Annotated in this window: 20 protein-coding genes; all 20 read left to right on the top strand. The window is 36.8% G+C overall.

What is annotated here, in order from left to right; translation table 11 throughout:
- Nucleotides 1-31 precede the first annotated feature (31 nt).
- A complete protein-coding gene (locus LKD20_RS02415; RefSeq protein ID WP_227720791.1) occupies nt 32-1858 on the top strand; it encodes a polysaccharide biosynthesis protein in 1827 nt (608 codons plus the stop codon).
- Nucleotides 1859-1978: 120 nt separating this feature from the next.
- A complete protein-coding gene (locus LKD20_RS09595) occupies nt 1979-3424 on the top strand; it encodes a GumC family protein (RefSeq protein ID WP_227720790.1) in 1446 nt (481 codons plus the stop codon).
- Between the two features lies 1 nt (nt 3425).
- The gene (locus LKD20_RS02405; RefSeq protein ID WP_227720789.1) at nt 3426-4037 is read left to right on the top strand and encodes a CpsD/CapB family tyrosine-protein kinase; all 612 of its coding nucleotides are present in this window, start codon (nt 3426-3428) and stop codon (nt 4035-4037) included.
- 69 nt (nt 4038-4106) lie between these two features.
- The gene (locus LKD20_RS02400; protein WP_349226959.1) at nt 4107-5312 is read left to right on the top strand and encodes a DegT/DnrJ/EryC1/StrS family aminotransferase; all 1206 of its coding nucleotides are present in this window, start codon (nt 4107-4109) and stop codon (nt 5310-5312) included.
- Nucleotides 5306-5992, top strand: a complete 687-nt coding sequence (locus LKD20_RS02395; protein ID WP_255621181.1) for a sugar transferase — start codon at nt 5306-5308, stop codon at nt 5990-5992. The genes LKD20_RS02400 and LKD20_RS02395 overlap by 7 nt, the downstream gene beginning before the upstream one ends.
- 11 nt (nt 5993-6003) lie before the next feature.
- Nucleotides 6004-6870: a LicD family protein gene (locus tag LKD20_RS02390; protein ID WP_227720786.1), complete on the top strand. Its 867-nt coding sequence runs from the start codon at nt 6004-6006 to the stop codon at nt 6868-6870.
- Nucleotides 6871-6879: 9 nt separating this feature from the next.
- Nucleotides 6880-7602 (top strand): IspD/TarI family cytidylyltransferase, encoded by a 723-nt coding sequence (locus LKD20_RS02385; protein ID WP_227720785.1) that lies wholly within the window; start codon nt 6880-6882, stop codon nt 7600-7602.
- Entirely contained in the window at nt 7595-8644 is a 1050-nt protein-coding gene (locus tag LKD20_RS02380; protein WP_227720784.1) for an NAD-dependent epimerase/dehydratase family protein, read from the top strand. The genes LKD20_RS02385 and LKD20_RS02380 overlap by 8 nt, the downstream gene beginning before the upstream one ends.
- The gene (locus tag LKD20_RS02375; RefSeq protein ID WP_227720783.1) at nt 8641-9708 is read left to right on the top strand and encodes a glycosyltransferase; all 1068 of its coding nucleotides are present in this window, start codon (nt 8641-8643) and stop codon (nt 9706-9708) included. Before LKD20_RS02380 ends, LKD20_RS02375 begins: the two co-directional genes overlap by 4 nt.
- A gap of 19 nt (nt 9709-9727) precedes the next feature.
- Nucleotides 9728-10969 carry an O-antigen ligase family protein gene (locus tag LKD20_RS02370; protein ID WP_227720782.1) on the top strand — a complete coding sequence of 414 codons (1242 nt, stop codon included), beginning with the start codon at nt 9728-9730 and terminating at the stop codon, nt 10967-10969.
- Entirely contained in the window at nt 10947-11879 is a 933-nt protein-coding gene (locus tag LKD20_RS02365) for an ATP-grasp fold amidoligase family protein (protein WP_227720781.1), read from the top strand. Before LKD20_RS02370 ends, LKD20_RS02365 begins: the two co-directional genes overlap by 23 nt.
- Entirely contained in the window at nt 11863-12996 is a 1134-nt protein-coding gene (locus LKD20_RS02360) for a CapA family protein (RefSeq protein WP_227720814.1), read from the top strand. Before LKD20_RS02365 ends, LKD20_RS02360 begins: the two co-directional genes overlap by 17 nt.
- Nucleotides 12996-14447, top strand: a complete 1452-nt coding sequence (locus LKD20_RS02355; protein WP_227720780.1) for a lipopolysaccharide biosynthesis protein — start codon at nt 12996-12998, stop codon at nt 14445-14447. Before LKD20_RS02360 ends, LKD20_RS02355 begins: the two co-directional genes overlap by 1 nt.
- Nucleotides 14448-14473: 26 nt before the next feature.
- On the top strand, nt 14474-15571 hold the full coding sequence (locus LKD20_RS02350; protein WP_227720779.1) for an NAD-dependent epimerase/dehydratase family protein: 1098 nt from the start codon (nt 14474-14476) through the stop codon (nt 15569-15571).
- Entirely contained in the window at nt 15572-16738 is a 1167-nt protein-coding gene (locus LKD20_RS02345) for a nucleotide sugar dehydrogenase (RefSeq protein ID WP_227720778.1), read from the top strand.
- Between the two features lie 34 nt (nt 16739-16772).
- The gene (locus tag LKD20_RS02340) at nt 16773-17219 is read left to right on the top strand and encodes a VanZ family protein (RefSeq protein WP_227720777.1); all 447 of its coding nucleotides are present in this window, start codon (nt 16773-16775) and stop codon (nt 17217-17219) included.
- Between the two features lie 264 nt (nt 17220-17483).
- On the top strand, nt 17484-18287 hold the full coding sequence (locus LKD20_RS02335; RefSeq protein WP_227720776.1) for a CpsB/CapC family capsule biosynthesis tyrosine phosphatase: 804 nt from the start codon (nt 17484-17486) through the stop codon (nt 18285-18287).
- 243 nt (nt 18288-18530) lie between these two features.
- The gene (nrdD, locus tag LKD20_RS02330; RefSeq protein ID WP_227720775.1) at nt 18531-20681 is read left to right on the top strand and encodes an anaerobic ribonucleoside-triphosphate reductase; all 2151 of its coding nucleotides are present in this window, start codon (nt 18531-18533) and stop codon (nt 20679-20681) included.
- A 137-nt stretch (nt 20682-20818) separates the two neighbouring features.
- On the top strand, nt 20819-21316 hold the full coding sequence (gene nrdG / locus LKD20_RS02325) for an anaerobic ribonucleoside-triphosphate reductase activating protein (RefSeq protein ID WP_039969258.1): 498 nt from the start codon (nt 20819-20821) through the stop codon (nt 21314-21316).
- 2 nt (nt 21317-21318) lie between these two features.
- On the top strand, nt 21319-22557 hold the full coding sequence (locus tag LKD20_RS02320; RefSeq protein ID WP_227720774.1) for a chloride channel protein: 1239 nt from the start codon (nt 21319-21321) through the stop codon (nt 22555-22557).
- The last annotated feature ends 94 nt before the right edge of the window (nt 22558-22651 follow it).

Raw genomic sequence — 22651 nt, 5'->3', positions numbered from 1 at the left:
GGGTTTATCTCATATATAAGGGGGCGTTCTTTTGCGTTCATATTTATTACCAGCCATACTGTTTATTGCCGATATTGCGACGATTGTTATTGTTGCATTTATCAGTTTATTTATTAGATTTGACGGTTATATAGAACCTCGATATATTGATCAAATGGTAGATGCATTGCCATTATTATTAGTTTCATATATGTTGATGTTCTTGGTTATGCACCTATATACGCGCATATGGCGTTATGCAGGGATGAGAGAGGTTTTAGCTGTTTTTGTAGCTACAACTATTGGTACAGCAATCTTTTATTCCTCCATGTTTGCTTTTGGCAAATCTTTACCACGTTCTATCTATTTTATTACATGGTTTTTAACTACCGGTACCGTTGGTATGGGACGTATGTTACTTCATTATGTGGCACTTCATTATAGTAATGGGGACGATGGTGAAAGTGGCCAAGTAAATACACTCATTATAGGTGCTGGTGATGCCGGTGCAACGATAGCTCGTGAAATCGAACGTTATCATAAGCGGTCTCGAAGAATCATTGGGTTTGTTGATGATGATATGTTTAAACATAACCGTCTTATGAATGGCTTTAGAATTTTAGGGAATCGTGAAGATATTCCAATGCTTGTAGCAAGATATAAGGTTGAAGAAATTATCATTGCCATGCCATCTGTAAAGCGCGATGTCATTCGTGAGATTATGGAAATCTGCTCTCCTCTTAAATGTAAGATTAATACATTGCCGGGGATGTACCAGTTACTAGATGACGAAGTCCTTGTATCCCATCTTCATCCTGTTTCTATCGAGGACTTATTAGAGCGTGATGAAATTCATCTCGATACATCTAAGGTGGAACCATATCTTAAGGATAAAGTAGTTCTTGTTACTGGTGCAGGTGGTTCTATTGGTTCTGAAATCTGTCGTCAAGTACTGCGGGTAAAACCTAAAAAACTATTGTTACTAGGACATGGTGAAAATAGTATTTATCTTATTCACCAAGAGTTGCGATCCATTGTACCTGAAGGGACTTTGGTTCCCATTATTGCTGATATTCGAGATAAAAATCAGTTAGACCAAATTTTTACTGACTATGAACCAGATGTAGTATTCCATGCAGCAGCTCATAAACATGTACCACTTATGGAAATTCAACCAATTGCAGCGGTGCTAAATAATATTTATGGTACTCGTAATGTGGCAGATGTAGCAGGGGCACATGGTGTTGAACGTTTTGTTATGATTTCCACAGACAAAGCGGTAAATCCAACAAGTGTCATGGGTGCTACGAAGCGCGTGGCAGAAAAGGTTGTACTTGGTATGAATCATAAGTACGATACAAAGTTTATTACCGTTCGCTTTGGTAATGTTCTTGGTAGTCGAGGTTCTGTTATTCCATTATTCCGCAAACAAATTGAAGCTGGCGGCCCTGTAACCGTTACAGATCCCGAAATGACTCGTTACTTTATGACTATTCCAGAAGCAAGTCAACTTGTATTACAAGCTGGTGCGATGGGGAATGGTGGTGAAGTGTTCTTATTAGATATGGGTGAACCAGTGAAAATTGTTGATTTAGCAAAGAATATGATTCGTCTTTCTGGATATGAGCCTGATAAAGATATTCGTATTGAATTTACTGGCTTACGTCCAGGTGAAAAGCTATATGAAGAATTATTAACTGCTGAAGAAGGCACTAACACAACTACACATAAGAAGATTTTTGAAGCTGCATTAGAAGATGTAGACCAAGAATGGTTAAGTGGTGAAATCGAGCGCTTTGAAACGTGTAAATCTGATTTGGATGTAATCAATGTATTACAAGATATTGTTCCTACATATCATCCAAATCATAATGTATAACAATTTAATTATAATCATTTATCCAAAACTGTAATCTACGTGAGAGGGAGATATACAGTACATATTCCTAAAAGGGAGAGACCCTGTTGTTTGTAAACTTTCACAGAAAGGGGTATATGGGTGGAACAAATTATTGATTTAAAAGAGGTCGGTAGAGTCCTCGTTAAACGGCGCCGTAAAATTATCAATGTAACGGTTGCTTGTATTGTATTAGGTGGTGCATATAGCCTGTTAGCACCATCTACCTATCAATCTACATCTATGTTGCGCATTAAACAATCTCAAGGTTTAAGTAACTCTGTATTATCAAGTGCTAATGGTTATTCTGATTCTATGGCACGTCAATTGATGAATACAGATGCAGAAATTTTAAAGAGTCGTAATGTTGTAGAACCTGTTATTTCCGCTATTGAAGATCCAGAGGGAACAGGTAAAGCACCTACATACGAAGAGTTTGTTAAAACGCGTATCGAAACAAAACCATATAAAGAAACTGAATTATTACAAGTTAGTGTAACTGGTAAAAGTCCAGAACAAGCACAAGAGGCTAATCAATTATTAATTGATACATTCTTAAAGCGCTTAGCAGACATTTCACATGTTGAGCAACGGACGACACGTGAGTTCTTGCAAAAACGCGTAGTAACTGCAAAAGAAGAATTGGAGCAAGCAGAAAAGAAATTGCAACAATTCCAAGTGGATAATAAGGTTTACTCCACCGCAGATCAAATGAAGGGATTAACGGATAAGATTACCCTTATCGATCGTGAGAAAGCTCAAAATCAACTTGATTTAGAAACAGCGCAAGCAGCGTTGGGCAGTATTAATGAGCAATTAGGTTCTGCTGGTAAAAGTATTGCTGACAGTGCTACCGTTCAGGCTTATAAAGGGCAACTAGCCGATTTAGAATCCCGTAGGGCTTCCTATGTTGGCAAATATACTGATGAGCATCCTGCGATGAAAGAACTTAACCAACAAATTGAAGAAGCAAAAAGCGGCTTAAATGCTGAGATTAATGCTATTGCAACCCAACAAGCACCATCTAGCAATTCTGCTCAACAAGGTTTGTTGGCCGATAAATTCAGAAATGAAGCGGCTTTAGCCGTAGCACAAGGCAAAGAGTCTACATTGGCTGAACTTGATAAAGAAAACGAAGAGGCTATGAAAAACTTACCAGAAAAAGAACGTGGTTATATTCAAGCCAAACGTGATGTAGATGTAGCACAAGATATTTACGAAATGCTATCTAAACGCTTAGAAGAAGCCAAGGTAGCAGAAGTAATGGTGCCAAATGAAGTGCAAATCGTAGATGCTCCTACATTGCCAGAAAAAGCTATTGCTCCTCGTAAAGTACTTATTTTATTAGGCTCTGCAATTTTAGGAATTATTCTTGGTTGCCTTTACACATTGGGTCAGTTCTTCTGTAATCGCAAGGTTCAATCCGTACAAGAAATCAATGAGATTCTTGGTATTGAAAACTTAGGTGTCATTCCAAATCATGAAGAAAAGGAATATGAAGAACCTAGTAATCGTATCGTAGCATTGTGGCGCAAAGTGAGAGGTTAATATGATTAGACTAATTTCTAATGAGCGTGGTGATACACCACTTGTAGAAGCATATCGTACATTGCGTAGCAATTTACAATACGTATGTAATCAACATAAATGTAAGATCATTTGTATCACCGCTGCTACTAGTGGAGAAGGAACCTCTGAGGTAGCGGCTAATACGGCATTAGCTTTATCGAAGAATAATAACAAAGTTCTTTTGGTAGATGGTAATTTACGTAATCCAGTTCAGCATGTAGCATTCAACGTGCAAAATAAAGGTCTTACTAATGCAGTTATTATGGATGAAGATTTGACGATTCATCGCAATATTGTTCCTCATTTAGATGTGCTTACTGCTGGTGAAGTAGTTACCCATCCTTCAGAGGTAGTTGATTCTAGTAAATTATCTACAATTTGGGATTATATCCGCGACGAATATGATGTGGTTATCATTGATACACCACCTGTATTAGATGTTACGGATGCTATTGTATTAGCTGAAAAATCTGATGGTGTCATGCTTGTTGTTAAAAATGAAGTAGCAAGTCCTAAAGATTTAATAGAAGCTAAGAAACGACTTACTCAAGTTGGAATTACTTTATTAGGTTCTATCGTCATTGATGTGTAGTCAATAATTTAATATATATTCCATTAGATAAATCAAGCGTATCGACAAGGTACAGAAAGTAATGAGGTGATGTATATGAAAATTAATTTTTCCCCTCCTGATATTACAGAGTTAGAAATCAATGAAGTTGTTGAAGCCTTAAAGAGTGGTTGGATTACAACTGGACCGCGCACTAAAGAATTAGAAAAAAAGATTGCGGCACAATTAGGTACACCTAAAGCTGTTTGTTTAAACTCTGCTACCGCAGCGCTTGAGATGTCTCTCCGTGTATTAGGTATTGGACCTGGCGATGAAGTTATTACCAGTGCCTATTCCTATACTGCTAGTGCAAGTCCTGTTGTTCATGTAGGGGCTACATTAGTTATTGTAGATACCCAAAAAGATTCATTTGAAATGGATTATGATGCAGTGGCTCGTGCTATTACACCAAAAACAAAGGCAATCATTCCTGTAGATATTGCAGGGGTACCTTGTGATTATGACCGTTTACGCTCTATTGTAAAAGAAAAGAAATCGCTATTTACACCTGCCAATAATATTCAAAAAGCATTGGCACATATTCCTATCGTAGCGGACTGTGCCCATTCCTTTGGGGCCTCATATAAAGGTACACCAACAGGTAATGTAGCTGATTTCAGCAGTTTTTCCTTCCATGCAGTAAAGAATTTTACAACTGCTGAAGGGGGCTGTGCTACATGGCGACACATAGATGGTATCGATGATGAAGCTATTTATAAGCAATTCCAATTATTATCTTTGCATGGTCAAGATAAGGATGCTCTTGCTAAAACAAAAGTAGGCGCTTGGGAATATGATATTAAAGGTACCTATTATAAATGTAATATGACCGATATTATGGCGGCTATTGGATTAGCTCAATTTGAGCGATACCCAAAATTGTTAGCACGTCGTAAAGAAATCATCGAAGCTTATGATGCAGCTTTTAAAGACTTACCGGTTACATTGCTACATCATTATACTGATGAACATCAAAGTAGTGGGCACTTGTATTTAGTACGTTTAGATGGACAAGATGCTGAATATCGCAACAAGGTAATTGAAGCTATGGCTGAAGCTGGCATTGCAACGAATGTACATTACAAACCAATTCCGATGCACACGGCTTATAAGAATTTCGGATTTACCATCGATGATTATCCAAATGCTTATAATCAGTTTAAAAATGAAATCACACTGCCTCTTCATACATTGCTAACAGATGAAGAAGTGCAATATATCATTAAACAGTTTAAAAGGATTATTACGGAATGCTAGTAAAAAACTTTCACGATCTCCCAAAAGAGCTGCAGTGTGAAGCTGTGCGTCCTTATTTTGAATTGTTAAATCAAAAGCGTGGGAGCCTTTTATGTAAAAGTATTTTTGACCGCCTTATGGCCGCAGGGATGCTCATTATATTGAGCCCTGTATTTCTTGTGTTAGCCATTATGATTAAACGGGATAGCGAAGGAGAGGTTTTCTTTCGTCAAACACGTGTTACACAGTATGGTCGTACCTTTGGTATTTATAAGTTCCGCACAATGGTAAAAAATGCAGAATCATTAGGTGCTCAAGTGACATCACAAAATGATATGCGTGTTACTAAGGTTGGAAATATGCTTCGTAGTTGTCGTCTTGATGAATTGCCTCAGCTGATTAATATCCTGTTAGGCGATATGAGCTTTGTCGGCACAAGACCAGAAGTGCCTCGCTATGTGGCGGCTTATACCGATGAAATGAAGGCAACCCTATTATTGCCAGCTGGTGTAACTAGTGTGGCAAGCATTGCTTATAAAGATGAAGATCAACTTTTACAAAATGCTCAAAATATTGATGAAGTCTATATTAATGAGGTATTACCAGGCAAGATGGCTTGGAATTTAAAGAGTATTAAAGAATTTTCTTTTCTACAAGATATTAAAACGATGGTTGATACAGTACTAGCTGTATTACGTTGAAAGAGGTCCCTATGAGTACATCTATGACAAAGGAAATACAAGAAAAAGAGCTTGCTATGTTGCTGTACTTTAAAGAGTTTTGTGACAAACATAATTTGCGCTTTTACCTCTGTGGCGGTGGTCTCATTGGGGCTATACGTCATAATGGTTTCATCCCTTGGGATGATGATTTAGATTTATTTATGCCACGTCCCGATTATGAAAAATTAGCTGAATTATGGCCTAAATATGCAGATACAGAACGGTATACGTATTGTCGAACTGATCGAAATCATATTTATCATGATGCGGGTGCTTCTATTCGAGATAACAACACGACATTTATTAATCGTCATAGTATGCACGAAGATATTTGTCATGGTTTGGCTCTTGAAATTATGCCTATTGATGGATGTGCACCAGGGAAAATTAGTCGTACACTGCAATTAATGTGGGCCATGACCTTTGCACTTTTCAATGCTCAACGATTGCCTGATAATAAAGGACCGATGTATCGTGCATTAGCAGGATGTATTTATAAGGTATTTTCTAGTCAGTCGTTACGTTATCATATTTGGCGTTTTGCGGAAAAGCAAATGACTAAATACGATTTCAATACGAGTAAGGAGTGTACGGAGCTAATTGGTAGTTTAAAAGGCATGAAGCTGCGTCATCCTCGAGAAGACTTTGCTTCAGTTGTATATAAGGACTTTGAAGGTCATCAAATACCAGTTATGAAAGGGTATGAAAGATATTTACGTCTCATTTGGGGCGATTATATGCAACTACCACCAGTAGAACAGCGCGTAGCTAAACATGATGCTGTATTTGCTGATTTAAATACACCTTACAAGGAGTATAGAGGCATACATTATGCCAAAAACGAAGCTCAACCTTAAGGAGGGCCTATGAAACGAATAGCAGTAATCTTTGCGGGTGGCGTAGGTGCTCGTATGAATAACAGCAAGACGCCAAAACAGTTTCTTGAATGGAACGGTAGACCTATTTTGATACAAACTTTAGATGTATTTGAACAAACGGACTTAATTGATGGCATTGTTCTAGCCTGCAAAGCAGAGTGGATTGATCACACCAAGAACCTCATCAAAGAGGCTGGTTTAAAAAAGGTTCTATCCATTGTTCCAGGTGGAGAAAGTGCTTTAGATTCTCAATATAATGGATTGGCAGAAGCGAAGCGTTTATTTCCTAATGAAGATGTTACCGTATTGATTCACGATGGTGTTAGACCGCTTGTAGATAAGGAAACAATAGAGAGAAATATCGAATCTGTAGAAACAAAGGGGTCTGCTATCACTGTTACACCTGCTATTGAAACCGTTATGGTTACAGATAATGGTTCTATCAATCGAATATTAAATCGTAGTCAATGCCTTATGGCAAAAGCACCTCAAAGCTTTAAACTAGACGATATTCTATCGGTTCATGATCGAGCAAAAGCAGAAGGTACTCATAATTTTATAGACTCTGCGTCCATGATGATGCATTATGGCTACACTCTATATCCAGTATTAGGGGAGACGGAAAATATAAAGATTACGACACCATCTGATTATTATATGTTCACAGGTATTATTAAGAACCGCGAATTAGGAGGATTACAAGATGAGTAATTCCGTTATTAAACGCGAGTTAGCAGCTTTACTACAAGATAAAAGGCACTTTGATTTCCTCCGCCATCAACGTATTCTTGTGACAGGTGCGACGGGACTCATTGGCTCTATGTTTATAAAACTGCTTATACTTGCTAATGAAGCGTATGGTCTAGATATACAGGTAATAGGTCACGTACGTAGTCATAACAAAGCACAGGCTATTCTAGGTGATTATTTAGATAATGATTCTATTACACTTATCGATGGTTCTTTAGAATCTATTGATGTGCCTTGTGATTATATCTTACATGGTGCAGCACCAACACAATCAAAGTTCTTTATGGAGCATCCTGTAGAAACGATTCGTACTTCGATTCATGGGACGGAAGCTATGCTAGAACTAGGCCGTCATAAAACGGTAAAGAAACTTGTGTATCTATCGAGTATGGAACAGTATGGTGTTCCTTATGAATCGGGACAGGTGATGACTGAAGAGCGATTAGGATATTTAGATCATTTAAATGTGCGTAGCTCTTATTCTGAAAGTAAAAGATTATGTGAGTGTTATTGTAAATCTTATGCCGTAGAATTTGGCGTTCCAGCTGTTATAGCTCGATTGGCACAAACTTTTGGACCTGGTGTTCCTGTTTCAGATAATCGCGTATTTATGCAATTCACTAAGAGTGCTCTAAAAAATGAAAATATTGTACTTCATACAAAGGGTGATTCTATGTCTAATTATTGCTATATTACTGATGCATTAACGGGCATTTTAACCCTTATGAAGGACGGAGAAGCTGGTGAAGCATACAATGTATGTCATGATGAGGAAACTCGATCTATAGCAAGTATTGCGCATTTGGTAGCAACTCATGTAAGTCATGATAAGAGTGAAGTCATTTTTGATATTCCAGAAGATGTACAAGGCTTAGGCTATGCGCCGACAGTGCACATGTTCTTGAGTTCAAAAAAATTAAAGTCCTTAGGCTGGCAGCCTAAGGTAACAATGGCGCAGGCTTATGTAAGACTTGCAGAATATATCCAAGAGGAAGGACTATGAAAAAGGAAATAATCATTGTTACCATCTCCCTTGGCAATGATGGAGCTGAACGAATTTTAACAGAGTTAGCTCGTCAATGGGTGCATGATGGTCATCATATTACGGTCATCCAAACTAGTCCCAATCGTTATGGTAATGAATATGCCTTAGAAAATGGGATAGAGCAAATTGAAATTCATACCACAAGTTCTAATAAAGTGATTCGCTTTATGCAGGAAATAAAAGAGCTAATAAAGATTTTAAAGACTAGACCGAATGCAACATGTCTATCTTTCTTGTCTGCATCAAGCTTTATATTGGCTATTAGTTCCTGGTTTGTGAAGAATCGCATTGTCTTTTCGGAGCGAAATAATCCGCGCAAGGTGCCTATTGGTTGGCATCAACAAGCATTGCGTAATTTTGCCTTTAGATTTGCTGATGCTCTCGTATTCCAAACAGAAGACGCTCGCTCTTACTTCCCAAAATCTATACAAGAACGTGGTGTTATCATTCCTAATCCTATTAATGGTAAATTGCCACCACCAATAGAAGGGGAACGTGAGAAGACGATTGTTACGGCCTGTCGATTACATCCTCAAAAGAATTTACCTATGATGATTAATGCTTTTAGTATGCTAGCAGATGAGTTTCCAGAGTATAAACTTGTTATTTATGGACAAGGTGTTTTAGAGGATGAACTACGTGCTCAAATTAAAGCGCTCAATTTAGAGAATCGTATTTTATTACCTGGCTTTGCTAGTAATATTTTAGAGAAGGTTGCACCTTGTTCTATGTATGTTTCATCATCTGATTTTGAAGGTATTTCAAACTCTATGTTAGAAGCACTTGGCATGGGCTTGCCTGCTGTAGTTACAGACTGTCCAGTAGGTGGTGCTCGTATGGTAATAAATAGTGGAGAGAATGGTATCTTGGTACCTGTAGGAGATACAAAGGCTATGTATGAAGCTATGCGCAGTATTCTGAAAGACCCTGCATTAGCAGCAAAACTTTCACAGGAAGCTATCAAGGTGCGTGATAAATTTCCACTATGTAAAATTGCTAAACGTTGGTTAGATGTTTTATGAGTTGTAAGGAGGAGAACCATTGAAGTTAAATATAACGGCTATTGCTGACCGCATGATATGGTTCATAACTCTAATTTTTTTAGTGTTGTCGTTGACCATTTCCTTTGCCCTTGGCGATGCGAATTATGGTGCCTATGTATTATTTGTATGCCTATTTGGACTTATTATTTTTTATCTCATACGAGAGCAGGGAGTTATAAAATTTAGGTTTACTTGGATGCATGGTTATATGCTGCTCTTTATTGGAGCCTGTTATCTGAGTACTATTAATGCTATTGAGCCATCTGTAGCACTTAGTCGAAGTTTTGATATCGTTAAGATATTCTTTATGCTTATCATTTTATACATGTGTTATCAAGATAAAAAATCGGTGGACACATTATTAAAAATCGGTATGTGGACCGGTTATATAGTTTGTTTTTACACAGTATATTTCTATGGTTTAGATTACTTTATTACGGTCTTGTCATCTTCTGCACGTATTGCCAATGATGCATTAAATGCGAATACAGTCGGTCTATTAGGTGCCAATGCTATCGTTATGACATTGTATTACATGCTGTACGATCGACCTCGTTGGTGGAATATTATAGTCTTACCTACATTGGGTATTCTAGCAGCTACTGGTAGTCGTAAAGCTTTAGTATTTGTTGTTGTTGGTACAGTATTGCTATTTGTATTTAAAAGTTTACGCAGTGCTAATGTAGTGAATTCTATTGTGAAAATTATAGGGTCCTTATTGGCTCTTACGTTAGTTGGTATTGCAGTCTTACAATTGCCTATGTTTTCAGAGGTACTAGACCGTATGTCGAGTATGGTGGATGCCTTTTCTGGTACTGGTGGCGATTCATCAACTATTATCCGTATGGCTTTGGTTGATATTGGGTGGGATTTATTTTATCAATCCCCTATAACTGGGGTTGGCGTAAATAACCCTTCAGTATTTACCTATTTCGTATACGGTAAAGAGAATTACTACTTACATAATAACTATATTGAACTATTAGCAGGTACAGGGGTAATCGGCTTATTGGCATATTACTCAATGTATATATACATTGCCTATAACTTAATTCGTTATCGGAACTTTCATAGTAATGAATACGTAATGGTACTGATTTTGTTCCTTTCTCAAATCGTTATGGATATGGGCATGGTTTCTTATGAAAGTAAGAGTACATATTTTTATATGATGATGTTTTATTTAGGGGTGCAATTGCTCCGGAAAGGACGTAAAAATGAAGCTCAGCAAGTTGTGTAAAGTTGGCATGTCCTTTTTAACAAAACCTTACTATCGCACGCGAGTATTGATTAAATTGGGTTATTATGACTCTTTATCGGATGAAGAGTTTTTAAAGAAGGTATTTCCTAAATACATGGGATATCCTTTAGACTTAGAGAATCCAAAAACTTTCAGCGAAAAATTACAATGGCTAAAGGTTAATTATAGAGAGCCTATACAAACAGTAATGGTAGATAAGCATGAGGCTAAACATTTTATTGCTCACCGTGTAGGCGATCAATATATAATTCCCACACTGGCTGTTTGGGATTCCGTAGAGGATATCGACTTTGATGCATTGCCTAATCAATTTGTTTTGAAATGTACACATGATAGTGGGGGCATCGTTATTTGTAAAGATAAGTCATCCCTTGATCGAGAGGCAGCTAAAGCAAAGTTAAGAGCATCTCTAAAACGTGATTATTCTAAAATTGCCAGAGAATGGGCTTATCAGAATGTACCGCGTCGTATTATAGCAGAAAAATATATTTCAGAATTGGGCAATGATGATTTATTAGACTATAAGATGTATTCCTTCCATGGAGAGCCAAAGCTAACTGTAGTATGTTCAGATCGCTTTTCAAAGACTGGAACGCGTATGAACTTTTATGATATCAATTGGGAGCCTATGGGGATTCATTTTGGCCATTATCCTCCATTATCTACGGAGTTTCCGAAGCCAGCTACTTATGAGGAGATGAAACGTCTCACAGCTGAGCTAAGTAAGGATTGTCCGTTTTTACGTGTTGATTTCTATGAAATAAAGGGACGACTGTATATTGGAGAGTTAACGTTCTTCCCTGGTGCGGGATTAGAGCAGTTTTGTCCTATGACAAAAGATTATGAATTGGGAGAGTGGTTACATCTTGAAAATGTACATCGGGGCTGATTTTGTCCCTACGGATATAAACAGAGAATTATTTGAAACTAGTAATGTAGAAGCTTTAGTTGGTAAAGAATTGTTAGGCCTCTTTAATCAATCTAATTTAAATGTGTTTAATCTAGAGGTGCCCTTAACTGATGCATCTACTCCGATTGATAAATTTGGTAATAATTTAAAGTCGCCCACAAAAACAATTTACGGATATAAAGCTTTAGAGCCTATATTTTTAACACTGGCTAATAATCATTGCTTAGATCATGGAGTAGAAGGGTTAACAACTACATTAGAGCTATTAAAAAAGCATGGTATTAAAAATGCAGGTGCTGGTGCCAATGTAAAGGAAGCTAAAAAGCCATTTATCTTTGAAAAAGAAGGTATACGTATAGGATTTTACTTATGTGCAGAACATGAGTTTACCGTTGCTTCTTGTCATACAATGGGGGCTAATCCATTTGATGTATTAGAGAGCTTCGATGATGTAGAAGCTTTAAAGAAAACTTGTGATTATGTTATCGTCCTATATCATGGTGGGAAGGAGTTTTATCGCTATCCATCGCCAATGTTACAAAGATATTGCAGAAAATTTGTTGATAAAGGGGCAGATCTTGTAATTTGCCAACATAGTCATTGTATAGGTTCTCGTGAGGACTATGGTAAGGGGACTATTATTTATGGCCAAGGTAACTTTATCTTTAACTCCGAATCCTATATACATCATAAGGAGTTTGTAAAAGATTCCTTATTAATCAGTGTAGAGGCTACAAAGGATAGTTTTATTGTATCTGAAGTGCCAATTCGTGGTACCGAAAGGGGCACCCGTTTGGCTACTGAATCGGAAGCCATGGAAACATTGACGGAATATAAAAAGCGAAGTGAAAACATTAGAGATGCTCATTTTGTTGCTCAAGCATATAAGGATTTTGCTGATACTCATGTAAAGCGATATTTGCGTGAATTTTTAGGTAGATCTTTTATCATTCGTGCAATAAATGGATTATTTGGACGAAAATTAATACAACTTATTTTAGGAAAAACAAGTTATTTAGCAATTCAAAATTACTTGGAATGTGAAGCTCACCATGAATTATTCTTGCGGGGCATTAAGAATATCAATAAAAAATAATGGATACAAAAATAGTAGCTGCTGCTAAATGGTCTGTCATAACAGAGGTTTTAGCAAAGCTTATTACACCACTAACAAATATAATATTGGCCCATATGCTAGCACCTACGGCATTTGGGATATTGGCAACAATTATGATGGTTATATCCTTTGCAGAAATGCTAGCTGATGCGGGATTCCAAAAATTTCTTGTACAGCATGAGTTTCAAAGTGATAAAGAAAAACAGGAGGCTACAGATGTAGCTTTTATTGCTAACTTAGTTCTTTCTTTACTCTTGTGGGGGGCTATTATAGTCGGTCGTGATGAACTGGCCGTATTAGTTGGAAATGATGGCTTAGGCATACCGTTGGCCATAATGGGGGCCATGATTCCGCTCTCTGCTTTCAGTAGTGTACAAATGGCATTGTATAGACGGGACTTTAACTTTAAGTTTCTTCTTAACATTCGGCTCATCACAATTCTGACTCCTATATTGATATCCATACCTATGGCGCTCATGGGATATGACTATTGGTCTTTAATCGCTGGTATGTTAGGGGCTCAGTTATTTACGGCTTTGGCCTTATTGAAGAGTAGGAAAAATCAAATCCATCTCTTCTTTAGTTCTAGAGTCTTTATGAACATGTTTAGTTATAGTGCATGGTCATTGGCTGAAGCATTTTCTATTTGGCTTACTGCATGGGTGGATACCTTCATTATTAGTCGCTTTTTGGATGCCTATTATTTAGGAATCTATAAAATGCCTATGGCTATTGTTACAACTGTCATGGCTATGGCTACTTCATCTTTAGCGCCTGTATTATTTGCCGCTTTAAGTCGAGTTCAACAGGATGAACAGGCATTTTCCAATACATTCTTTACCTTCCAACGCTATATGGCTCTTTTTTTAGTACCTATAGGGATAGGCTTGTTTGTATTCCAAGACTTTGTTGTTGATCTCTTATTGGGACCACAATGGAAGTTAGCAGGTATTGTATTGGGATCTTGGGCCTTGAGTTCCGCTATTATGACAGTAACAGCGAATTTGATTTCTGAAGTATTCCGTGCAAAAGGAGCTCCTAATTTATCATTCTGGACTCAAATATTACATTTAGTTGTATTAATACCGGTCATTTATATTTGTATTCAGTATGACTTTAGTACATTTGTCTATGCTCGTTCAATAGTACGCATGGAAATGTTAATGGTTGCCATGATTTTCTTAGCATTATTTATACATATAAGTGCCCTTCGGGTGATTACTAATATAGGTGTATATCTAATTACTGCATCTATTGTTGGTGCTCTTGCATATAGTATTTTACATTTATATGATGCGGTATGGTGGACTATAGCTTGTATGATTTTATGCGTTGTATTGTATGTGGTTATCTTATATCTCATACCATCTGAGCGCACTATTATCACTTCTGGCGTTGATAAATTATTAAGTAAAGTAAGACGATCATAATTAACAGAACTATGAAAGGAGTACATATGCTTTCAAAAAATGTAGACTTAAACAACACGGTGATCCTAGTAACGGGAGCCGCTGGATTTGTAGGGGCTAATCTTGTTATGTCCCTGTTATCTGAAGCAGAAGGAACTCAAATTATCGGCATAGATTCTGTTAATGATTACTATGACGTGGCCTTAAAAGATTATCGATTGCAACAAATTGATGAGATGTGCAAAGATAATAAAAATGCGTGGGTATTTAAAAAAGGGAATATTGCAGATAAGGCCTTTATCGAAGAAATTTTCTCTACTTATAAACCACGTGTTGTTGTTAACTTAGCAGCACAGGCGGGTGTGCGTTATTCTATTACGAACCCCGATGCTTATATCGAGTCTAATATTATTGGTTTCTACAATATATTAGAGGCTTGTCGTCATTCTTATGATAATGGTGAAAGTGGAGTAGAGCATTTAGTATATGCATCATCCTCCTCCGTATACGGTGCGAACAAACAAATTCCATACTCTACAGAGCATAAAGTAGATAACCCAGTTTCTCTGTATGCAGCTACTAAAAAATCGAATGAATTATTGGCTTATTCGTATGCCAAGTTATATAACATACCTAGTACAGGGCTTCGTTTCTTCACTGTGTACGGTCCAGCGGGGCGTCCGGATATGGCGTACTTTGGCTTTACTAACACGTTGCGGAGCGGTGGCACTATAAAAATCTTTAACTATGGTAACTGTAAACGTGACTTTACCTATATCGATGATATAGTAGAGGGCGTATCTAAGGTGATGTGTGCGGCTCCAGAACGTCGCAACGGTGCCGATGGTTTACCAGTTCCTCCGTATGCTATTTATAATATTGGCAATAGTCATCCTGAAAATCTTCTAGATTTTGTGCGTATTCTTTCAGAGGAATTAGTTGCAGCTGGCGTATTACCAGAGGATTATAATTTTGAAGACCATAAAGAATTAGTGGCGATGCAACCAGGCGACGTACCTGTTACCTATGCAGACACAAGTGCTCTAGAAGAAGATTTTAGATTCAAGCCAAATACATCTTTACGTGAAGGGTTACGGAAATTTGCTATATGGTATAAAGAGTTTTATATGACGGAGGGCAAATAAATGAAGATTGCAATTGCTGGGACCGGCTATGTAGGCCTTTCAAATGGTGTTTTATTAGCACAACATAATGAAGTAGTAGCCCTCGATATTATTCCTGAAAAGGTAGAAATGTTAAATCGCAAAGAGTCACCTATTGTAGATGCAGAATTGCAAGAGTACTTGGCTACTAAAAAATTAAACTTTAAAGCTACCTTAGATCCTGTAGAGGCTTTTACAGGTGCTGATTATGTTATTATTTCGACCCCTACTAATTATGATCCTCAAAAGAATTTTTTTGACACATCTTCTGTAGAGCAAGTTATCAAAACAGTATTAGATATCAATCCAGATGCTGTTATGGTTATCAAGTCAACAGTACCAGTTGGGTATACAGCTCAAATGCGTAAAGAATTCGATACAGAGAACTTGATGTTCTCTCCAGAGTTCTTACGTGAAGGTAAAGCTTTATATGATAATTTACATCCTTCTCGTATAGTGGTAGGAGAAGACTCTAAAAGGGCTCGTTGTTTTGGTCAACTATTAGCTGATGGTGCCATCAAAGAAAATGTGCCTCAATTGTATACGGATTCTACGGAAGCAGAAGCTATTAAATTATTTGCTAATACTTATTTAGCATTGCGCGTTGCTTACTTTAATGAGTTGGATTCTTATGCCGAAGTTCGTGGCCTTAGTACAAGCCAGATTATTAATGGTGTTTGTTTAGATCCTCGTATAGGCGATTTCTATAATAATCCATCCTTTGGTTATGGCGGTTATTGCTTACCAAAAGATACTAAGCAATTATTAGCTAACTATAATGATGTTCCACAAAATTTGATTTCTGCTATTGTTGATGCTAATAGAACTCGCAAGGATCACATAGCAGATGTTATTATAGGAAAGAACCCAAAAATTGTTGGCATCTATCGCTTGACTATGAAAATGAACTCTGATAACTTTAGAGCATCTGCAATTCAAGGTGTAATGAAGCGTATCAAGGCAAAGGGGATTGCTGTAGTTGTATATGAACCGACTCTTGATGCAGATGATTTCTTTAATTCACCTGTGATTCGCAACTTTGAAGACTTCAAACGTGTTAGCGATGTTATAGTAGCTAATCGATGGGATAAGAGTTTAGAAGATGTGAAGGATAAAGTTTATACAAGAGATATTTTTGACCGCGATTAAGATTGATATGTATTATGGCGTTTAGGAGAGTAGTATGAAACGTTGGATACTATATATCCTGTTAGGGCTAATAGTATTTTTTATATGGGATAATTCGATGCAGAATGGTGGATCATCAGATGGATTTAGTTTGCTCTTTGCAGAGACTTTTGTTCCTATAGCAAATGAATTAGGCTTTCATGGAAATATATGGATCTTGAATAGGATTGTTCGAAAATTAGCACATCTCACAGAGTTTACAATCCTTGGTGGTGTTTTATATACGATTCTACGTCGATATATTACATATGGTACAGTAATAAAAACGATAGGTTTAGGAATGTTGATAGCTTGTCTTGATGAATTTATACAATTATTCTCACCAGGTCGTAGCTCTCAGTTCTCTGATATTTTGATAGACACAGTAGGTGTTGTTATTGGTATTCTAGTGGTAAAATTAGTCTATTATATCAGGTATAAGAGAAGGACATTTAAAAATTAAATTGTTAATAATATACAGATGAGTGAAAAATACCTCATAATCTTAGCGATTATGAGGTATTTTTAATGAAGATAAAATGAAAATTTAAAAAATATATTAAATTAACATATTATAATTTATCTATTTTTATATAAAAACCACTGTACAAGCGACTTTTCCCTTGATATAATCATGAATAGAAAATGAAAAACAAATGAGATAAACATGAACTTTATAAAGAGGACGATATCTGTAAGGGGTTATCGTAAGTAGAAGGGAAAGAATATGAATCGCGTGGTTGACTTACATGGTTGCATTTTGCCAGCTGTGTTAGGGCCTCAAGGGCCACAAACAATGGCAGAATCAGTAAAAATGATAAAATCTTTGGCTGAACAAGGAATTACAGATATTTTCAGTACTCCTGATGTGACAGTATCTATGGATATGAATACTTGGGATGAAATGGAAACAACATTGAATGATGTAAAACTTGCAGTAGGTGAGCAACAAGTAGATGTTACTATTCATAGTGGTGCTCGCGTTTTACTTTGTGATGAAATGGTTGAATATATCGTTGCTCATCGCAATCAGTATTTGTTGGGGAATAGCCATTTTATGTTAGTAGCATTACCTGAAAATAGTAAGGTTCACCATATTAATGCATGGTTGCTAAGCTTACTAGATATGGGCATTGTTCCTATCATTAGTGAAGTAGAAACGCATCGCCAATTATTTACAAAACCAGAACAGCTATTGGAATGGGTAGATAAAGGGATTTTAATTCAATGTAACATGGCATCCTTTAATCATAGTAATGCTAATTATCATAGAGCGATCGAATTATATCGTAATGGATTAATTCACTTCTTTGGCACTGGTTATTGTAATGAAAGTGATGTACAAGCGCATCAAGGGTATGTAGAAGCTATTTCTAAACTAGACAGTACATACAAAAAAGATTTGTTGCCAAATATTCATCTTAATGAGCGCGATCTTTTAGCTGATCGCACATTCTATCCTACTGTTCCTTCTAGTTGGGTAGGTCAAAAATCTAACTTCTTGACTCGTCTATTTGGGTTTACATTATGATTTAAATAGGTTCTTTTATTCATGCTATATTAGCATGGCTGAAAGAACCTATTTTTACTTTATATAGTATTTGTTCTTGAAAACAACCACCATATATAGTATACTGAGTTAGCGGTAAAAATAGAGAGTTTACTAATAATTCTTTACATTTTTACATATAAATTTATAAAAGTATGGTATACCATACTTTTTTCTTTGTCATAACATATATTTCAGCGGTAACAAAATGGGGAGGTTGCCAATATGTTGCAGGTCATTAAACGGGATGGTACAAAGGTACCTTTCGACAAAAACAAAATTGCTTTGGCTATAGAAAAAGCCGAGCATAGTAGTACAGGGTTGTACGAAGAGGGGTTGGCACAGCGTATTGCTGATGAAATTGAAGAATATGCTACAAAGCTCCAAAAGGATATGACAATTTATGCTATTGAAGATCAAGTGTATTATAAGTTGATTGAGTATCATAATCCTGCAACGGCACGTGCCTATGAGGGTTACAAAGCTGTTCAAGCTTTTAAACGTCGTCAAAATACTACAGATGATGATGTAATTGGTTTATTAGACCGTAGTAATGTTAGTGTTCTCGACGAAAACTCTAATAAGGATGCTGCGATTGTATCTACACAACGTGATTTAATTGCCGGTGAAGTATCTAAGGATATCGCGCGTCGTAAATTAATTCCTACAGATATTTTAGAGGCCCATGATAGTGGTGCCATTCACTTCCATGATATGGATTACATTATCCAGCCTATGTTTAACTGTTGCTTAATCAATTTGGAAGATATGCTTACAAATGGTACAGTTATCAATGGTAAGAAGATTGATACACCTAAATCTTTCCAGGTTGCATGTACAGTGACAACACAAATTATTGCTCAAGTTGCATCTGGGCAATATGGCGGTCAAAGTATTAATGGCATTGATCGCATTTTGGCACCATTTGTACGTAAGTCTTACGAAAAGATTCTTAACAATGTTATTGAAGAACAAGTTGAGATTTACGGTATGGAGCCAAATATGGAAAAGGCTCGTGAAATCGCATGGAAACGTACGCGTAAAGAGGTTAAGGATGGTATTCAAACTATCCAGTATCAAATCAATACATTGATGACTACAAATGGTCAGTCTCCATTTGTTACGTTGTTCATGTATTTTAAACCTGATTATGAATATGCTAAGGAAGCTGCTCTTATTACAGAAGAGATTTTGCGTCAACGAATTAAAGGTGTAAAAAATGAAGCTGATGTATATATTACACCGGCATTCCCTAAATTGATTTATGTTCTTGATGAACATAATGTAACACCAGATAGCCCATACTATTACTTAACTGAATTGGCTGCACAATGTACAGCTAAACGGATGTACCCAGATTATATTTCCGCTAAAAAAATGAAGGAAAACTATGAAGGAAATGTATTTAGTCCAATGGGTTGCCGTTCTTTCTTATCTCCTTGGAAGGATGAAAAAGGAAACTATAAATTTGATGGACGCTTTAACATGGGCGTTGTAAGCTTAAACTTGCCACAAATTGGTATTTTGGCTCGTGGTAGTGAAGAAAAATATTTTGAAATTTTAGATAAACGTCTTGAATTAGCAGAAAAAGCATTGTTATTACGCTACAATCTTTTGAAAGATGTAGTGAGTGATGTGTCTCCAATTCACTGGCAACATGGCGCCATTGCACGCCTTAAAAAAGGAGAAAAAATCGGTCGTTTCCTTACTGGTGGTTATGCAACGATTTCTCTTGGCTATATCGGTATTTATGAAGCAACTCGATTGATTACAGGTGAATCCAATACAGGTGAAAAAGGCCGTGTATTTGCAATGAAAATTATGGATCGTTTAAACGATGCTATTAACCTATGGCATGATAAACATAATCTTGGCTTTGGTTTATACGGTACTCCTGCTGAAAGCTTAACAAATCGATTCTCTTCTTTAGACCGTGCCCGTTTTGGTGTTATTGAAGATATTACAGATAAAGGGTATTACACTAATAGCTATCATGTAAATGTTCGTGAAGAGATTAATGTATTTGATAAATTTGCCTTTGAATCTGAGTTCCAAAAGAAATCTACAGGCGGCTGTATTTCCTATGCGGAAATTCCGAATATGACTAATAATATTCCAGCCGTTTTAACTATGATTCAATATATTTATGACCATATTTCTTATGCTGAGTTTAATACCAAGTCCGACTACTGTCACGAATGTGGTTTTGATGGTGAAATTAAGGTCAATGAACATAATGAATGGGAATGTCCTCGTTGCCACAACACAAACCGCGATAAATTAACTGTAATTCGTCGTACTTGTGGTTATTTAGGTGAAAACTTCTGGAATGAAGGTCGTACGAAAGAAATCAAAGATCGTGTAATGCATATTTAAAATTATTAGAATTATAGTTACTATAAATACATGGTAAAAGCTGTGCTTAAGGCACAGCTTTTACTGTATATATGAGAAATTGAAATATATCTATATGGTGTTAATCAAAGTTGATAACCACTATTATGGAGGTAATTATGAGATATGGGCAAATAAGACAATATGATATTGCCAATGGGGAAGGTATTCGTACATCTATATTCGTAACCGGTTGTACACATTGTTGCTATAACTGTTTTAATGAAGAATACCAGAATTTTAATGCCGGTAAGGAATGGACTCAATCTGAAACTGATTTAGTTGTATCCTATGTGAAAAGTCCAACATGCTCAGGTTTAACCTTGTTAGGTGGGGAACCGTTCCAAAATGTACAAGGCTTATTACCGGTGGTGCGGGCAGTTCGTGCGGCGGCGCCAGAAAAGAAAATTTGGGCCTATTCAGGTTATACAATAGATGATATCTTAGAAGATGAGTTGAGAAGCGCTTTATTACATGAAATTGATATTCTCGTAGACGGTCGCTTTGTAGATGAACTAAAAGATCCAGCATTGCGATTTAGAGGGTCATCTAATCAACGTATTATAGACGTTAAGAAAACATTAGAAACAGGCGAAGTCGTATTAGCAATGGAGTAAGTATGGCATTTGATAAACGTTTAATAGGCCTCATAATTATCGTTGGATTTATAGCGGGATTAGTAGGGGCCTCTTATACACATTTATTACATGGAATTCAGCACTTTGTATATCATTATTCTTCTGCTGATCATATGAGTTTTGGCGCTGCTGTAGCTCGTGTATCTCCGGTAGAGCGATTGATACCATTGATTATTTGCGGTCTTATAGGCGGTGTTGGTTGGGTACTTATTCACCGATATGGTAAAGGTGTTGTAGATATTAAAACGGCTGTATCTGGTAAAATGGATATGAATCCTATTACTACTGTTTTACATGCAACTTTACAAATTATTACCGTAGGTATTGGTTCACCATTAGGGCGAGAAGTTGCACCACGTGAAGCCAGTGCAGGGATTACAACTTTTTTAGTTAAACATTTTGATATTAAACAAGAAGATCGCCAACTATTGATTGCTTGTGCAGCAGGTGCTGGCTTGGCAGCGGTTTATAATTCACCGTTATCGGCAGCGATTTTTACGTTGGAAACATTGCTTCTTACATGGAATATACGCGCTATGAGTGCTGCTCTTATATGCTGTGGATTAGCAACCTTTGTTACGAGACAGGCAGGTGTAGGGGATGTTATTCAATATACAATGGCTCAACCTAGCTTGGGTAGCCATTATGTTGAATTCGCCATTGCCTTGGGTGCTATTGTTGCGTTAGGTGTAGTTTTATTTAATATTACACAAAGTAAGTTACCAGCTATTCATCGTAGCAGTCCTGTTATGATTCCCATTTCTATCGTAGCATTTACACTTATCGGTGTATTAGCTATGTATTTCCCTGAAATTCTTGGGAATGGTAAAGCTGGAAATGAATTAACCTTTACCAATGAAATTACATGGACTTATGCATTAGGTTTATTTGGTTCTAAGTGGGTAGCAGTACTACTCGCATTAGCAGCAGGTGCATATGGTGGCCGTATTACTCCATCTATGATGTTGGGAAGTACGCTAGCTATAGTATTTGGTACCATTTGGTCTATTGCTGTAGCACCTATATCATTAGGCATGGCAGCCTTCATTGGTGCCGTAGCATTCCTTGGCCTTGCTCAAAAGATGCCGATGACATCTTGTGTATTTATGCTTGAGTTATCTAGGTTTTCTGTAGAGATGTTGTTCCCTATAGCATTGACCATGGGGACAGCACTTATGGTAGAACAAATTGTTCAGGCTAAATTAAAGACTAGTAAATAGTTATTAACTAGAGTATTTATAAATGTGTATGACTACATATTTTTATTACCTTGAAATACTATAAAGGTATAATGCTATATTTAGTTATATAAAG

Origin of the sequence: Veillonella fallax (genome assembly GCF_020687175.1) — a bacterium.
Lineage (GTDB): Bacteria > Bacillota > Negativicutes > Veillonellales > Veillonellaceae > Veillonella > Veillonella fallax.
Note: the sequence above shows the minus strand (reverse complement) of the source record. Positions and strands in the feature narration are given on the sequence as shown.

Coding starts and splice junctions, on each gene's coding strand:
- LKD20_RS02355 (WP_227720780.1), top strand. CDS start 12,996: ATGGATACAAAAATAGTAGCTGCTGCTAAATGGTCTGTCATAACAGAG.
- LKD20_RS02350 (WP_227720779.1), top strand. CDS start 14,474: ATGCTTTCAAAAAATGTAGACTTAAACAACACGGTGATCCTAGTAACG.
- LKD20_RS02400 (WP_349226959.1), top strand. CDS start 4,107: ATGTATATGAAAATTAATTTTTCCCCTCCTGATATTACAGAGTTAGAA.
- LKD20_RS02405 (WP_227720789.1), top strand. CDS start 3,426: ATGATTAGACTAATTTCTAATGAGCGTGGTGATACACCACTTGTAGAA.
- LKD20_RS02360 (WP_227720814.1), top strand. CDS start 11,863: ATGTACATCGGGGCTGATTTTGTCCCTACGGATATAAACAGAGAATTA.
- LKD20_RS02335 (WP_227720776.1), top strand. CDS start 17,484: ATGAATCGCGTGGTTGACTTACATGGTTGCATTTTGCCAGCTGTGTTA.
- LKD20_RS02345 (WP_227720778.1), top strand. CDS start 15,572: ATGAAGATTGCAATTGCTGGGACCGGCTATGTAGGCCTTTCAAATGGT.
- nrdG (WP_039969258.1), top strand. CDS start 20,819: ATGAGATATGGGCAAATAAGACAATATGATATTGCCAATGGGGAAGGT.
- LKD20_RS02375 (WP_227720783.1), top strand. CDS start 8,641: ATGAAAAAGGAAATAATCATTGTTACCATCTCCCTTGGCAATGATGGA.
- LKD20_RS02390 (WP_227720786.1), top strand. CDS start 6,004: ATGAGTACATCTATGACAAAGGAAATACAAGAAAAAGAGCTTGCTATG.
- LKD20_RS02340 (WP_227720777.1), top strand. CDS start 16,773: ATGAAACGTTGGATACTATATATCCTGTTAGGGCTAATAGTATTTTTT.
- nrdD (WP_227720775.1), top strand. CDS start 18,531: ATGTTGCAGGTCATTAAACGGGATGGTACAAAGGTACCTTTCGACAAA.
- LKD20_RS02385 (WP_227720785.1), top strand. CDS start 6,880: ATGAAACGAATAGCAGTAATCTTTGCGGGTGGCGTAGGTGCTCGTATG.
- LKD20_RS02380 (WP_227720784.1), top strand. CDS start 7,595: ATGAGTAATTCCGTTATTAAACGCGAGTTAGCAGCTTTACTACAAGAT.
- LKD20_RS02320 (WP_227720774.1), top strand. CDS start 21,319: ATGGCATTTGATAAACGTTTAATAGGCCTCATAATTATCGTTGGATTT.
- LKD20_RS02395 (WP_255621181.1), top strand. CDS start 5,306: ATGCTAGTAAAAAACTTTCACGATCTCCCAAAAGAGCTGCAGTGTGAA.
- LKD20_RS02365 (WP_227720781.1), top strand. CDS start 10,947: ATGAAGCTCAGCAAGTTGTGTAAAGTTGGCATGTCCTTTTTAACAAAA.